Raw genomic sequence first — 14,248 nt, forward strand, 5'->3', positions numbered from 1 at the left:
AGGGGTTCAAGACCCCCGAGGAGAGTGCTTACAAAATGTGGTGCGGCAAGAAGCGCTTCAGCCCAACTGTACCGGCACGAAAATCTTCTGCCCGTTGCGCTCGATCAACAAGGCCACCGATTTGTCGGATTGAGCCACCTGTTTACGCAGTTCGTCAATTCCCGTCACCGCAGCGCCATTGATGGACAGCACGACATCCCCCGGCTGTACGCCCGCCAGGGCCGCCGGGCCAGCCGCCTGCTCCACGATCAGGCCGCTCTTGCTGCCGCTGGCCTGCTTTTCCTGCGGCGTCAGCTCGCGCAGCGCCAGGCCCAGCTTGCCTTTGCCCACCTTGTCCTTGCTGGCCACCTGATCGCCCTTGTCGACATTGCCGCCCAGGGTGGCCTGCACCGTGGTCTGCTTGCCCTGGCGCCAGACCTGCAGGCTCGCTTCTGCGCCGGGCCTGGCGGTGGCAATGGCGGCGGGCAGGTCATTGGAGGAGACGATGGACTGGCCGTTGTAGCCGGTGATCACATCGCCGGGCTGCAGGCCTGCCTTCTCGGCAGGGCCGCCCTTTTCCACACTCGCCACCAGCGCGCCTTCAGGCTTGGGCAGCTTGAAGGAATCGGCAAATGCCTGGTTCACCTCCTGGATCACGACGCCCAGCCGCGCGTGGTTCACCTTGCCGTGTTCCACGATCTGGTCCTTGATGTTGACTGCCAGGTCGATCGGGATCGCAAACGACAGGCCCTGGTAGCCGCCACTCTTGCTGTAGATCTGCGAGTTGATGCCGACCACCTCGCCCCGGGTGTTCAAAAGCGGCCCCCCCGAATTTCCGGGGTTGACGGCCACATCGGTCTGGATGAAAGGAACGGCGCTGTCATCAGGCAGGGCACGCCCCTTGGCGCTGACCACACCGGCAGTCACCGAATTCTCGAAACCAAAGGGCGAGCCGATGGCCAGCACCCATTCGCCCTGCTGAACGGCCTTGGAATCACCCAGGCGGGCAACTGGCAGGTCCTTGGCATCGATCTTGATGACGGCGATATCGGTCTTGGGGTCGGTACCCAGCACCTTGGCCTTGAATTCGCGGCGGTCGGTGAGCTTGACGGTCACGGTTTTGGCGCCCTTGACCACGTGCGCATTGGTCAGAATCGTGCCATCGGGGCTGATGATGAAACCCGAGCCCTCGCCCGCCGTCGGCACTTCCTGCGGAATCTGGCGGCCGAAGCCGCGCATGCCCTGCTGCGGCACTGCAAAGCCAAACTGCTTGAAGAACTGCAGCATGGGGTCGCCAGGATTGATCTGCTGGCCGAGATTGGCAGACGGGGCGGTGTCGCCGTCGTCATCATCGTCCTCGTCGTTGCCGACCTTGCGCGTGCCACGCACGCTGATATTGACCACGGCAGGCCCCGCCTGCGCAGTGATGGCGGTGAAATTGGGCAGATTGACCGATGGCGCCATGGCGCCCGGTGCCACTGCGGCAGGCACGTTCTGCGCGTTCGCGCTCCAGTGCATGTGCTGCATGGCGGTGGCGCCAACGCCGCCCAGCACACCTGCGGTGAGCAAGGCAGCCACCAGTTTCTTGGAACCCAGTTGGAGAGAAGGGATCGACATTTTTTGAACTCCTCTGACGCATTCAGTCTGTTGATGCCGCTACTGTGCATGCGCAGACTTAGAGGAAACTTAGACGGGAGTGGGAAACCGCTGCAAACTGCCCCGCAAATGCCTGGGCAGGTCAAAGGAATATGGCAGCTTAACTATTAAATTGATAGCAATTTGCACAACCGACTGGCGCTACGGAAAGCCTTTTCCTGCGCTCCACTTGAAAAGGCATTTTCAGGACCGATTGCACCGCACCGGAAATTGCGGCGCAAGATTCGCAGCAAGCCCGGACTTCTAGCCAACGACACTGCATTTCGTCCTTTCAACGCTCTCCGCAATGCAGCAGTCTTCACCACTTCCCTCTCCCTTTCAGCGCCTGTCTCTCGCCAATCTTGCGGCGCAGTCTGCCGAGCAACTGAGCCTCGCAACCGTGCCCCTGGTCGCCGTGTTGATGCTGGGCAGCAGCGTGGGCGACATCGGCCTGCTGACAGCCATGGGAACCCTGCCGTTCCTGCTGCTCTCGCTGCCACTGGGCAGCCTGGCCGATCGTATGCCGCGCCAGCAATTGATGCTATGGGGAGAGGTGCTGCGGCTCACCGCCCTGCTGCTCATGCTGGCTGCCCTGCACAGTTCGCATTTACAAGTGGGGTGGTTGGCCGCGCTCAGCTTTGCGGGGGCCATCGGCACGGTGGCTTTCAGCGTGGCAACCCCTGGGCTGGTGTCCGATCTGGTGCCGCGCCGGGCCCTGGCTCAGGCCAATGCCCGGCTGGAAGTGGCCCGCAGCATTGCATTTGCCAGCGGCCCTGCCGTAGCGGGGAGCCTGGTGGCCTGGGCGGGCGGCCTGCCTACGATGGCACTCGCCGTTGCACTGTCTGGCTTTGCCGTTCTCGCGCTTCTCGGGCTGCGCTCTGGCGCAGCGCCCGCTCTGGCACAGCAGCTTCCACAATGCAGGCACCTGCTGCGTGAAGTGGGAGAAGGCGCGCGTTTCGTCGGTCAGCACGCCTTGCTGATGCCTTTGCTGGTGACAGGCGCGGTGTTCAATCTGGCCTGGTTCATGCTGCAGACCGCCTTCGTTCCTTATGCCGTCCGCAGCCTGGGCATGGACGCTGGGGCCATAGGCATGACCATGGCATGCTATGGCGCGGGCATGCTGGCAGGCGCACTGACCAGCCCGCGGCTGATGGCTGCCCTGCCCTTTGGCCGGGCTGTGCAACTGGGGCCGGTTGCGGGCCTGGCGGCTGCAGCATGCCTGGCTGCGACCCTGGCATGGCCTGGTTCCGCCCTGGCAGGTCTGTGCTTCTTCCTGCTCGGATCAGGCCCCATGGTATGGACCATCAGCACCACCACCTTGCGCCAGCACGTCACACCCAATGCCTTGCTGGGCCGCGTGTCCTCGGTATTTCTGATGGTGAACGCCGGTGCCCGGCCCATTGGCGCCGCCCTGGGCGGCTGGGTGGGCACGGGCTGGGGCGAAGGCACCTGCCTGCTCGTTGCCCTGGCGGGCTTTGCAGTGCAGGTGGTCGTGATTTTTGCGTCCCCATTTTCGCGACTGCAGCATATGCCCCGGATACAGGCTCAGCCATAGGCATATGGCATAGGCACAGACAAAAGTTCCGCTCGCCTATCACTGGTCTCTACTCGATCCATGGCTTCCATGGCAAGCCGATCAGGCACCAGTAATTGCAACAGGATCAAAAAACACCCGCACCCGCAACCCGCCCAGGAGCGGCGAATCGTCCAGTGCCAGGCGAGCGCCATGCTGGCGCGCCACCGCATTCACGATCGCCAGGCCCAGGCCGCTGCCATGGGCCACCGTGCCCGGCACCCGGTAGAAGCGGTCGAGCACACGTTCCCGCTCTGCGGCTGCAATACCGGCTCCGCTGTCTTCCACGCTCAGCACGGCAGGGCCTCCGGCATCATTGCTGCCATTGTCATCCCTGCCCCAACTGCAGCGCACCTGGCCTCCCTCAGGCGTATAGCGCAACGCGTTTTCCAGCAGATTGCGCAGCAGGAGCACCAGTGCATCGGGCTGGCCGGCAATGGCAGGTGACGCAGCATCGGCTGCAAACGCCAGATGCAAGCCCGCCTGCTGCGCCTGTGGCTGCAACTCTTCCACCGTGCGCTGGCACAGCACGGCCATGTCCACGGATTGCGGTGCAGCGGCCTGCATCTGTCCCGCTTCCTGCCGGGCCAGCGACAGCAGTTGCTCCACCATGCGGGTGGCCCGGTCGATACCGGCAGTGACGCGCTCACCGGCAATGCGGCGGGCTGCGTCATCCGGGGCGCGGGCGAGGCTTTGCACCTGCAGGCGCAGGGCCGCCAGGGGTGAGCGCAACTCATGCGCGGCATCCCCCACAAAGCGCTGCAGTGCATCAAATGCGGCCTGGAGACGGGCCAGCAGCAGGTTCATCTCCTGCACCAGGGGTTGCACCTCCTGCGGCAGGTCGGCGTCGGGCAGCGGCGAGAGGTCGTCGGCCCGCCGCGCAGCCAGCTGGCTGCGTGTACGCTGCAGTGGCGCCAGGGTGCGCGTCACCACCCACCACACCACCAGCATGATGAGCGGCGCAAGCAGCAGCACGGGTACGATGGAGCGGAGCGCCACATCGCCCGCCATTTTGCGGCGGGATGCCGCCTCCTGCGCCACCTGGATCACCTGCGTCGGCGTGTGCAGCGCATAGATGCGGTACGCCGTACCGTGCGCCCGGGCATCGCTGAAGCCCAGCACCGCCACCTGCGGCAGCAGGCGGGCATTGCTCGAACGGTAGAGCATGATGCCGTCGGCCCGCCAGATCTGCACGATCATGTCCTGCGCCTTGGCCTGCGGGTCGGCCAGCGCATCGGACGCCACCTCCGACGCCAGCCCTGCCGACAAGGCCAGCGCGATACGCTGCATCTGGCCATCGAACAGCGCTTCGGTCTCTGTACGCGCCGTGCGGTAGATGCTGAAGGCCTGCAGGCAAGCGGCCACCGCCACCACGGCAAGCAAGGCCCAGGTCAGCCTCGCCCGCAGCGAGAAAGGCTTGGCCGCCTGCATCTGGAGACCAGCGGACACAGCAGAAGAACGAGACTCCCCGGAAGCGTTCTGTGTCACTGCGTGCTCCCGGCGTCTGGCAGCTCTGCGGGCACCAGATAGCCCAGGCCACGCACGTTCTGAATCAGGTCCGCCCCCAATTTCTTGCGCACGCCGTGGATATAGACCTCGACGGCATTGCTGCTGATATCGTCCCGCCAGGAATACAGCTTTTCCTCCAGCTGGGGGCGGGACAGCACCCTGCCTGGGCGGGCGATCAGCGGCTCCAGCACCGCCCATTCGCGGGCCGACAGGCCCACCGGGCTGCCATCGACGAAAGCTTCGTGCGTGGCCGGTACGATGCGCACCTTGCCCCATACATACTCCGGCTCGGCCCTGCCGCTGGCACGGCGCACCAGCGCGCGGATGCGGGCGAACAGCTCGTCGAGGTCATAAGGTTTGATGATGTAGTCGTCCGCCCCGGCGTCCAGCCCGGCGACACGGTCGGCAATGGCGTCACGCGCAGTGGCAATCAGCACGGGTACGCGCATCTTTCGGGCGCGCATGCCGCGCAGCACCTGCAGGCCATCCACGCGGGGAAGGCCCAGGTCCAGCAACACCAGGTCATAGCCGCCGGTGGACAGTGCGGTTTCCGCCATGGCACCGTCCTTGACCCAGTCCACCGCCCAGGACTCGGCGCGCAGCGCGTCCAGCACCACCTCGCCAATCATCTGATCATCTTCTACCAGCAGTATGCGCATGCCAGGATTATGGCGTCCGGAAGGAAAAGGGGCTGGCGGCCCCAATGACCGCCAGCCCGATCCCGGAACAATGGGCGTAAAAAAATCAGCTGCAAACAGTGTGTCAATCACACTGCCTGCAGCTGACCGTCACGCATGGCGCTGGTTGACCAATGCCATCGGCAACATCTGCATGTTCTCACCCTCATGAGACAGATGTGCTCTCCTCTTCCCCCTCCTTGGAGAGCTTTATTGTATTGAAATTAAATTGTGGATATATATAAACTATCAAAAAAAGAAGTCTGATCTGCAAATAAATTGCAGCGTTTCGAAGCATCTTCTGCTCCAGACATAAATAGATGGAAACGCTTAGTTTTTGTTTTTCATGGGATAAATGCCGTGCTTTCCATGAAAAGCCGCCGAATTCATGCAATTGTGAACAAATTTGATAGCAGTCTCTTTCATGCGCAAGGTGGGCTCCATGGCGCTGAATAACCCAATGCCCGCGTTGGATATGCCCCAAGCCCCGGCCCGCCGACCTCCTGCGGCTTGTGCTTGCGCCATGGGACAATACGCCCCCTATGACCACGCCCCAGCAGTACGTTCAAGACAAGGCCGCCGCATCTGGCAGCAGCTTCTACTACGCCTTTCTCTTTCTTCCCAAGGACCGCAGAGCCGCCATCACGGCCTTCTATGCCTTTTGCCGCGAAGTGGATGATGTCGTCGATGAAGTGAGCGACCCGGGCGTTGCAGCGACCAAGCTGGCCTGGTGGCAGTCCGAAGTCAGAAAGAGCTTTGCGGGCCAGCCCAGCCACCCGGTGATGCAGGCGCTGATGCCCTATGCCCCACAGTTCGGGATCCAGGCCGAGCATCTGCTGGCCGTCATCGAAGGCTGCCAGATGGATCTGGAGCAGACGCGCTACCTCGATTTTGCCGGCCTGCAGCGCTACTGCCATCTGGTGGCAGGGGTGGTGGGCGAAGTTGCCGCACGCATTTTTGGCCAGACCAGCGAGCAGACCACGCAATACGCCCACAAGCTGGGGCTGGCATTTCAGCTGACCAACATCATCCGTGATGTGGGCGAAGACGCCATGCGCGGCCGTATCTACCTGCCGGTGGAGGAATTACAGCAGTTCGATGTGAAGGCACACGAGGTTCTGAACCGCAAGTACTCCGATCGCTTTGCCGCGCTGATGCGTTTTCAGGCCGAGCGGGCACACCGGCTGTACGACGAGGCCTTTGCGCTGCTACCCCCGCAGGACCGGCGCACGCAAAAACCCGGCCTGATGATGGCCAGCATCTACCGCACCCTGCTGCGCGAGATCGAGGCAGACCAGTTTCAGGTGCTGCACCAGCGCGTGAGCCTGACGCCACTGCGCAAGCTGTGGCTGGCCTGGCGCGTGCAGGCGCTAGGGCGCATGTAGGCCGGCATGGCGACGCACAAGCGCATTGCCGTCATTGGCGGCGGCTGGGCCGGCATGGCTGCTGCGGTGGAACTGGCCTTCACCACACCCCACAAAGTTACCGTGTACGAAGCCGCCGCCCAATGGGGCGGGCGTGCACGTGGCCTGGCCTTGCAACTGCCCAATGGGGAGACATGCACAGCCGACAACGGCCAGCACATCCTGATCGGCGCCTATACCGCCTGCCGCACGCTCATGGAGCGCGTGGGTATCCATGCCGAGGCGGCTTTCACCCAGGTGCCGCTGTCCATGCGCTATCCCGATGGCAGCGGCATCCAATTTCCCGATTGGCCCACGCCCTGGGACGCGCTGTGGGGCATTGCCAGCGCGCGGGGCTGGTCGCTGGCCGAGCGGGCACAACTGCTCGCCCGCGCCACGCGCTGGCGGCTTCAGGGCTTTGATTGCGCGCCGATGGCCACCGTGGCCGACCTGTGCGCGGGGTTGCCACAGCGCCTGCTGGCCGAGTTCTTTGATCCGCTGTGCATATCGGCACTGAACACGCCTATCGACCAAGCCAGCGGCCGCGTTTTCCTGCGCGTGCTGCAGGACAGCCTGTTTGCCATCCGCAAGGGCTCGCAATTCTGGCTGCCGCAGATCGATCTGGGCAATCTCTTTCCCGGCACTGCGGTGCAGTGGCTGGCTGCGCGCGGCCATAGCGGCTATACCAGCCGGCGCGTACAGCACATTGGCGCCGCGCCTCAGGGTGGCTGGCTGGTTCAGGGCATTGCGTTCGATGCCGTGGTGCTGGCCGCATCGCCCTGGGAGGCGGCGCGCCTGGCGGCGGACGCGCAGATACCCGCTGCCGACTGGCTGCAGGCGACCTGCGCGCTGGAGCACACGGCCATCGCCACCGTCTACGCCTGGAACCCGGCTGCGCCCCCATCCGGCCACAGCCTGCCTGCGCCACTGCTGGCGTTGCGCAATACCGCCGAGCACCCTGCGCAGTTCGTGTTTGACCGTGGTCAATTAGGCGGCCCCGCTGGCTTGCTGGCTTTCGTCATCAGCACCAGCGTGGGCGGCCGGGCGCAGATCGAGCAGCAAGTCCTCGCCCAGGCGCAAGCCCAGTTGGGCATGGCCCTGCAGCCACTGCAGACCGTGGTGGAAAAGCGTGCCACCTTTGCCTGCACGCCGGGCCTGGTGCGGCCAGACATGCAAGTGGCGCCCGCATTGGTGGCCTGCGGCGACTACATCGACGGCCCTTACCCCGCCACGCTGGAAGGCGCGGTACGCAGTGGTGTTGCGGCAGCACGTGCGCTAGCCCATCTTTAACGCTATCCAATCAATAGCTTCCCGCGCAATACCGGCAAGCGCTGCAAGCCAGTTTCTTCTGTTTTTAATACAGTTTATCGGTCTGCTCGCCCGAGCAACAGGCACAGCTCGGCCAGGTCGCGCACCATGGCCTGGGGCGCCTGGCTGGCAAGCGGCCACTGCAGATGGGTGGCACCTGCGGCAGCCTGGTGGTAATCCAGCTCCTGGCGTTGCACCCAGGCGGCCTGCATGCCGCAGGCCAGTGCGCCTTCCACATCCAGCGCGGCATCGTCGCCTACGTGCAGAAAAGCCGCCAGCGGCACGGCAATCGCCTGCGATGCCGCCGTGAAGATGCCCGCATGGGGCTTGGCCACGCCCACTTCATGGGCGCTGGCACAGGCGGCAAACCAGGGCGCAAGCCCCACCCAGTCCAGCCGCGCATTGCCGTTGGAGACGGCCACCAGGGGGTAGCGCGCCGACAGCCACGCCAGCGAATCCTCCACCTCGGCAAACCACGTCACCTGGTTGCGCGCCGCATAAAACTGCGCAAACGTGGGCTCGACCAGCGCCTCGTCCTCCCCGGCCTGCAGCAGCGCGCGGCGGATGAACTGCTGGCGGAAATGCGTCATGTCGTGGGCCTTGTGCACAAAATCGTCGCGCACCGACTGGCGGATGGCTGCGGCCACCGCCTTGTCCTGCAGCAAGGTGGCCGTTGCGGGCGCATGCTCGCTCAGGAAGCGGTGCTGCGCTGCTTCGGCAGCCTTGAGGGTGGGCAGCACGGGCCACAAGGTGTCATCCAGGTCAAGACTGATGGCACGGATACGGTCAAGATCAAGCATGGCCTGTATTTTGCCTACTTTGAACCAGCTATTGGCCTTCACCCCCATGGCCAAGCTGCCCAAGCTGCGACAATGGCCGCATGGTTTCAAGCCCCAGCCCTCTCTCAGGCATCGAACCCCAGAACACCACCGGCATCCTGCTGTGCAACCTGGGCACGCCCGACGCTCCCACCCCCGCCGCCACCCGCCGTTATCTGGCCGAATTTCTGAGCGACCCCCGCGTGGTCGAGATTCCGCCCCTGGTCTGGAAGCCTCTGCTGCACGGCGTGATCCTGCGTACACGCCCCGCCAAATCGGCCGCCAAGTACCAGACCGTGTGGATGACCGAAGGCTCGCCGCTCGCCGTCTGGACCGAAAAACAGGCCAAGCTGCTGCGCGGCTGGCTGGGCGAAGCCGGGCACCGCGTGCGGGTACGGCCTGCCATGCGCTATGGCAACCCTTCCATCGCGAGCCAGCTCGATGCCTTCATGGCCGAAGGCGTGAGCCGGGTTCTGGTGCTGCCGCTGTACCCGCAGTATTCGGCCACCACCACGGCGAGCGTGATCGACGCCGTGGGCGCCTGGAGCCGTAGCGTGCGTGCCCTCCCCGAGCTGCGCTTCGTGAACGATTACCACCGCCACCCCGGCTACATTGCCGCGCTGGCCGCATCGGTGCGCAAGCACTGGCAGCAGGAGGGCCGCGCCGAAAAGCTGGTACTGAGCTTTCACGGCATTCCCGAGCGCAATGTGCGCCTGGGCGATCCGTACGAGCGCCAGTCGCGGGAAACCGCCACGCTGCTGGCTGCGGCGCTGGGCCTGCGTGAGGGCGAATACATGGTCACCTTCCAGTCACGCTTTGGCAAGGCCAAGTGGCTAGAGCCATACACCGAACCCAGCCTGATCGCCCTCGCACAGCAAGGCACCCGGCACGTGCAGGTCATGTGCCCCGGCTTTGCCGCCGATTGCCTGGAAACCCTGGAAGAGATCAACCAGGAGGTGCGCAAAGCCTTCATGCACGCTGGCGGCAAGCGGTTCGACTACATTCCCTGCCTGAACGACCAGCCCACATGGATCACCGCACTGTCCGAGCTGGCCCAGCAACACCTGCAGGGCTGGCCAACCCGGGGAGCCACATGATGCAGCTTTGCCCTCTTGAAGCGGATGCCTCCTGGGAGATGCAGGTGCGCCAGCTGAGCATGCATCCGCAGCAGCAGCCATTCATCGGTGATCTGGATGCCCTCCTGCTATCGCAGGAGCCGGGAATCAGCCGCCATGTGATGGTACAAAACGGCCAGGCCGTCGGCTTTTTCCGGCTCGACACCCGGTTTTCCACCAGCCACCCGTTTGCACCGGAAAGTGCCCTGGGCCTGCGCTCCTTCTTTGTCGGCAGCAATTACCAGGGCCAGGGCCTGGCAAAGCATGCGCTGCAGGCCATGCCTGCCTACATCCGCCACCTGGGCCTGCCCGCCAGCCAGTTGTACCTGACGGTGAACTGCAAGAACGATGCGGCCTACCAGCTCTACCAACGCTGCGGATTCGTGGCAACCGGCGAGCTGTACCTGGGCGGCGGCTACGGGCCGCAACACATCATGTACCTGGCACTGGCTGCGCCAGCTCCTGCCCCAGCTTCCGCTCTCTAATGACCAAGGAATACTCCCCATTGTCTGATTCCCGCATTCCTGCCTCTCCAACTCCCGTCTGCGCCGAGCTGCTGCACGCGCGCCAGCTGCGCTTGTCCATCGACCCCGCCAGCCTGGGCTTTGCCAGCACGGCCGAGCTGGTGAACGAGCCGTTTTCCTGGATCGGCCAGCAGCGCGCCCAGGCGGCTGCTGAGTTTGGCTTGGCACTCGACCAGCCCGATTACCACCTGTTCGTGCTGGGCGAAGAAGGCAGCGGCCGCACCTCCTTGCTGCGGCAAGCCATGCAGGCCGAGGCCGCGCGCCGCCCTGCAGCGCCAGACATCGCCTTTGTTCACAACTTTGCCGTGCCGGAGCGGCCCCTGGCGGTGCGCCTGCCTGCGGGCCAGGGCCGCGTGTTGAAAAAGCGTATCGAAGGCCTGATCGACAAGCTGCCCGAGCAGCTGGACAAGGCCGTCAACGAAGCGCAGCACCGCCGCCAGATCGAGCAGCTCTACAACCAGGCGCGCCTGGCCGAAGAAGCAGGTTTTGCCAGCCTGCGCGACTGGGCGAGCAACGTGGGCCTGCGCATTCGCCGTGAGGAAGGCCAACTGGTGGTGGAATCGGCCGCCGAGAACGCCGACAGCGCCAGCCCTGCCGAGCCGGGCGCCGAGGACAGCAACGAGAATTTTGACGAAAATGAGGTTCTGGCGCAGTATGGACAAGCGCCAGCAGCTATCCATACAGAAGCATCTATTACGGAAGCAATCGGTACCGAGCCCAGCGGTGCAGCAGCCATCAGTGCCGCAGCGCCCGCCGAAAGCGCCGTGGTGGTGCAGCTCAACGTGCCGGTTGCAGGTGGCGCACCGCAGACCGCTGCAAGCGCAGAGGCACCCGCCAACCCGCCCGCGTCAGCCGAGCCTGCGTCCCCTGCCATCGATCTGGAATACCAGCTGCGGCTGCAGCTGGCCCAGTTTCGCGGCCAGTTGCGCCAGGCGCACAGCGCGCGCGATGCGGCGCTCCACCTGTTCTACCAGTCGCTCGCCACGCCGCTGTGGCAGGCTGGCGCCGCCCAGGCGCTCGACGGCCTGAGCCCCGCGCCCGAACACGCCGCCACCTTGCAGCGCTGGCTGTCGCAAATGCAGGCCGAATGGCTCAAGAACATGGCGCTGTGGGTGCCGGGCAGCATCGCGCAGGATGCCGATGCCCTGCTCGACACCACCGACAGCATTGAAGGCGAAGGCGAATCGCAGGATGCGCGCGACGACGCCCGCGCCCGCCTCGAAGCCCGGCGCCAGGCGCTGCGCTCGCTCAGCCAGCTCAACCTGGTGGTCGATCACCATGGCGAGACGCGTGCCCCGGTCATCACCGAAGACCAGCCCAGCCTGCGCAACCTGTTCGGCACCATCGACCCGCCCGAAGACGACGAGCACCGCAGCGATTTCTCGTGCATCCGCGCGGGCAGCGTGCTGCGCGCCGACGGCGGCTTTTTGCTGCTGCACCTGCGCGACATGGTGGGCGACGAAGCCTGCTGGCAGGCGCTGCGTCGCGTGCTGCGCACCCGCCAGCTGCGCATCGACGACGTGCACGCCGCCCAGGGGCCCAGCAACAGCGGCGCCATGCAGCCGGAGTTGCTGCCGCTGCACTTCAAGCTTGTGCTGGTAGGCTCGGAAGAGAGCTACTACCAGATGCAGGAACACGACCCGGACATGGCGCGGCGCTTCCGCGTCAAGGTCGATTTTGCCGAACACTTCAAGGCCACAGCTGCCACCTACCGCGCCACCGCCGCCTTGATGGCGCAGCGCTGCGCGCTCTACCAGCTGCCGCACTGCGACGCCAGCGCCGTGGCACGGCTGCTGGAGCAATCGCACCGCGAGGCCGATGACCAGCAGCGCCAGAGCGGACAGCTGAACCAGCTCGAAGCCCTGCTGATCGAGAGCGCGCAACGCGCCCGCCAATCGGGCACCGGCCGCCTGGTGCAGGCCGCCGATGTGGAAGCCGCGCTGGCCGCACGCCGCATGCGCCACAACGCGATGGAAGAAGCGCTGCACGACGCCATCGCCGAGGGTGAACACGTCATCTCGTTTGCCGGGAGTGCCGTGGGCCAGCTCAATGGCCTGTCGCAGATCGACACCGGCGACCACCGCTTCGGCCTGCCCGCCCGCATCACCGCGCGCACCTACGCGGGCCAGGAAGGAGTGCTGAACATCGAGCGCGAAGTCGCCCTCTCCGGCCCCATCCATGACAAGGGCGTGCTGATCCTGCAAAGCTACCTGACAGCGCTCTTTGGCCATCTGGCGCCGCTGGCGCTGAATGCCTCGGTGGTATTCGAGCAGGAATACAGCGGTGTCGAAGGCGATTCGGCCAGCTGCGCCGAGCTGTATGCGCTGCTGTCATCGCTGTCGGGCCTGCCGCTGCTGCAGAACATTGCCGTGACCGGGGCGCTCAACCAGCATGGCGAAGTGCTGCCCGTGGGTGGCCTGAACGAAAAGATCGAAGGCTGGTTCGACCTGTGCGCCCAGCAAGGTCTTGACGGCAGTCATGGTGTTCTCATCCCCGCGCGCAATCAGCGCCATCTGATGCTGGCCCAACGCGTGGTGGACGCCGTGCAGGCGGGGCGCTTTCATGTCCATACCGCCGAGCATGTGAGCCAGGGCATTGCGCTGATGATGGGCCAGTGCGACGTACCGGCCGATACCCATGTGGCACCGCGCCGCCTGCCCGCCGCCGTGATGCAGGGCGCAGAAGCCACCTTGCTGCAATACCGCCTGGCCTGCCAGAAGGCCGAAGTGACCCGCCCGCGCGCGCAACGCGCCCGCCAGCGCCAGATGCGCAATCTGGCGCAGCAGAACCGGTCTTGAGCGAGAACTTAGAACGGCGACTCGTCCGGCACCGGCAGGTCGCTTGAAGCCACAGCGGCCAGTTGCAGACGCAGCTGGGCGTTTTCGGTTTCCAGCTCCTGCACCCGGGCGCGCAGGTCGCTGATCTGCTGCTGCGCCTTGTCGAGTGCCGCATCCACCGCCTCGGCGCCGTGGGCGGCGCTGGGTGCGGGCTCTGCAGCGCCCTCCGGCTTGTCTTCCTTGGGCTTGCGCTTGGCTTCGCGCACGCGCTTGACCACCTGCTTGAGTTCGTCCTTGCCGCCTTGCGCGGCAGCCTGCTGCTCTTCGCGCGGCAAGGTGGCCACCACGGCGGCAGCATTGATCGAGATATCGCCTGCCTTGAGCGCCTCCACCAGCTCAGGGGCGGCGCTTTTCTGGATCTTTTCGATCTGCGCCACCTGGCTGCTGGAGAGGCGCGCAGCCTTGGCAATGGCTTCGCGTGTGGCGACTTTCTCCAGCTCGGCTGCATCCACAGGCGAGAACGCCTCATCGGCATTGGCAACCGCCGCCGCTTCGCCCTCTGGCGAAGGCGCTGCCGCCACCGGGTGGGCCTTTTCCAGCTTGCGGTGCTCCAGAATCTCGCGCTTGCGCAACGCCAGCACGCCGCGCTGGAAGTCAGACACGCTGCGGCGGCCCAGATGCTGGTCGATCATCCACAGGTAGACGTCTTCCATCGACTGAAAATGCGTGTTCTGCACGGTGTTGAACGGCAGGCCGTGCTTCTGGCAGATGCCATAACGGTTGTGGCCGTCCACCAGCACATTGCCCCACAGCACCAGCGCATCGCGGCAGCCTTCGGCCAGGATGCTGCGCTCCAGGGCGGCATGCTCGTCGGGGGTCAAGGGGTCGATGTAGGCTTTGAGTTCTTCGTTGACAACAATATCCATCACG

11 protein-coding genes are annotated in these 14,248 nt (G+C 64.9%); 6 read left to right on the forward strand and 5 right to left on the reverse strand.

The window, feature by feature from the left end:
* Window positions 1–57: 57 nt before the first annotated feature.
* Window positions 58–1,596, reverse strand: coding sequence for a DegQ family serine endoprotease (locus ACH2DG_RS17765; RefSeq protein ID WP_395027740.1), 1,539 nt, complete (start codon window positions 1,594–1,596; stop codon window positions 58–60).
* A gap of 325 nt (window positions 1,597–1,921) precedes the next feature.
* Between ACH2DG_RS17765 and ACH2DG_RS17770 the strand changes: the two genes are divergently transcribed.
* The gene (locus ACH2DG_RS17770) at window positions 1,922–3,169 is read left to right on the forward strand and encodes an MFS transporter (RefSeq protein ID WP_395027741.1); all 1,248 of its coding nucleotides are present in this window, start codon (window positions 1,922–1,924) and stop codon (window positions 3,167–3,169) included.
* Window positions 3,170–3,250: 81 nt separating this feature from the next.
* On the opposite strand, the gene ACH2DG_RS17775 is transcribed toward ACH2DG_RS17770, so the two are convergent.
* The gene (locus tag ACH2DG_RS17775) at window positions 3,251–4,636 is read right to left on the reverse strand and encodes an ATP-binding protein (RefSeq protein WP_395027743.1); all 1,386 of its coding nucleotides are present in this window, start codon (window positions 4,634–4,636) and stop codon (window positions 3,251–3,253) included.
* 35 nt (window positions 4,637–4,671) lie between these two features.
* Window positions 4,672–5,355: a response regulator gene (locus tag ACH2DG_RS17780; protein ID WP_395027745.1), complete on the reverse strand. Its 684-nt coding sequence runs from the start codon at window positions 5,353–5,355 to the stop codon at window positions 4,672–4,674.
* Window positions 5,356–5,915: 560 nt separating this feature from the next.
* On the opposite strand from ACH2DG_RS17780, the gene hpnD reads away from it, so the two are divergent.
* On the forward strand, window positions 5,916–6,758 hold the full coding sequence (hpnD, locus tag ACH2DG_RS17785; RefSeq protein ID WP_395027746.1) for a presqualene diphosphate synthase HpnD: 843 nt from the start codon (window positions 5,916–5,918) through the stop codon (window positions 6,756–6,758).
* A 6-nt stretch (window positions 6,759–6,764) separates the two neighbouring features.
* Window positions 6,765–8,066, forward strand: coding sequence for a hydroxysqualene dehydroxylase HpnE (gene hpnE, locus ACH2DG_RS17790; RefSeq protein ID WP_395027747.1), 1,302 nt, complete (start codon window positions 6,765–6,767; stop codon window positions 8,064–8,066).
* Window positions 8,067–8,140: 74 nt separating this feature from the next.
* Here hpnE and ACH2DG_RS17795 read toward each other — a convergent pair whose 3' ends face one another.
* Window positions 8,141–8,884 carry an HAD-IA family hydrolase gene (locus tag ACH2DG_RS17795; protein ID WP_395027748.1) on the reverse strand — a complete coding sequence of 248 codons (744 nt, stop codon included), beginning with the start codon at window positions 8,882–8,884 and terminating at the stop codon, window positions 8,141–8,143.
* Window positions 8,885–8,964: 80 nt separating this feature from the next.
* Here ACH2DG_RS17795 and hemH point away from each other — a divergent pair, with 80 nt between their 5' ends.
* Genes hemH through ACH2DG_RS17810 form a run of 3 tightly spaced genes read left to right on the forward strand, consistent with a single transcriptional unit; the run spans window position 8,965 to window position 13,339 of the window.
* Window positions 8,965–9,999 carry a ferrochelatase gene (hemH, locus tag ACH2DG_RS17800; RefSeq protein ID WP_395027750.1) on the forward strand — a complete coding sequence of 345 codons (1,035 nt, stop codon included), beginning with the start codon at window positions 8,965–8,967 and terminating at the stop codon, window positions 9,997–9,999.
* Entirely contained in the window at window positions 9,999–10,502 is a 504-nt protein-coding gene (locus ACH2DG_RS17805) for a GNAT family N-acetyltransferase (protein WP_395027752.1), read from the forward strand. Before hemH ends, ACH2DG_RS17805 begins: the two co-directional genes overlap by 1 nt.
* Window positions 10,503–10,522: 20 nt before the next feature.
* Window positions 10,523–13,339 (forward strand): AAA family ATPase, encoded by a 2,817-nt coding sequence (locus ACH2DG_RS17810; protein ID WP_395027753.1) that lies wholly within the window; start codon window positions 10,523–10,525, stop codon window positions 13,337–13,339.
* Window positions 13,340–13,347: 8 nt separating this feature from the next.
* Here the strand turns inward: ACH2DG_RS17810 and ACH2DG_RS17815 are convergent, their stop codons facing one another.
* Window positions 13,348–14,244 (reverse strand): plasmid replication/partition related protein, encoded by an 897-nt coding sequence (locus ACH2DG_RS17815; RefSeq protein ID WP_395027754.1) that lies wholly within the window; start codon window positions 14,242–14,244, stop codon window positions 13,348–13,350.
* Between the last annotated feature and the right edge of the window lie 4 nt (window positions 14,245–14,248).

Source organism: Comamonas odontotermitis (assembly GCF_040396735.1).
GTDB lineage: Bacteria > Pseudomonadota > Gammaproteobacteria > Burkholderiales > Burkholderiaceae_C > Comamonas > Comamonas odontotermitis_C.

What these genes read in the sequence shown, in the direction of transcription:
- hpnD (WP_395027746.1), top strand. Translation starts at nt 5,916, where the DNA reads ATGACCACGCCCCAGCAGTACGTTCAAGACAAGGCCGCCGCATCTGGC.
- hemH (WP_395027750.1), top strand. Translation starts at nt 8,965, where the DNA reads ATGGTTTCAAGCCCCAGCCCTCTCTCAGGCATCGAACCCCAGAACACC.
- ACH2DG_RS17780 (WP_395027745.1), bottom strand. Translation starts at nt 5,355, where the DNA reads ATGCGCATACTGCTGGTAGAAGATGATCAGATGATTGGCGAGGTGGTG.
- ACH2DG_RS17795 (WP_395027748.1), bottom strand. Translation starts at nt 8,884, where the DNA reads ATGCTTGATCTTGACCGTATCCGTGCCATCAGTCTTGACCTGGATGAC.
- ACH2DG_RS17765 (WP_395027740.1), bottom strand. Translation starts at nt 1,596, where the DNA reads ATGTCGATCCCTTCTCTCCAACTGGGTTCCAAGAAACTGGTGGCTGCC.
- hpnE (WP_395027747.1), top strand. Translation starts at nt 6,765, where the DNA reads ATGGCGACGCACAAGCGCATTGCCGTCATTGGCGGCGGCTGGGCCGGC.
- ACH2DG_RS17815 (WP_395027754.1), bottom strand. Translation starts at nt 14,244, where the DNA reads ATGGATATTGTTGTCAACGAAGAACTCAAAGCCTACATCGACCCCTTG.
- ACH2DG_RS17805 (WP_395027752.1), top strand. Translation starts at nt 9,999, where the DNA reads ATGCAGCTTTGCCCTCTTGAAGCGGATGCCTCCTGGGAGATGCAGGTG.
- ACH2DG_RS17770 (WP_395027741.1), top strand. Translation starts at nt 1,922, where the DNA reads ATGCAGCAGTCTTCACCACTTCCCTCTCCCTTTCAGCGCCTGTCTCTC.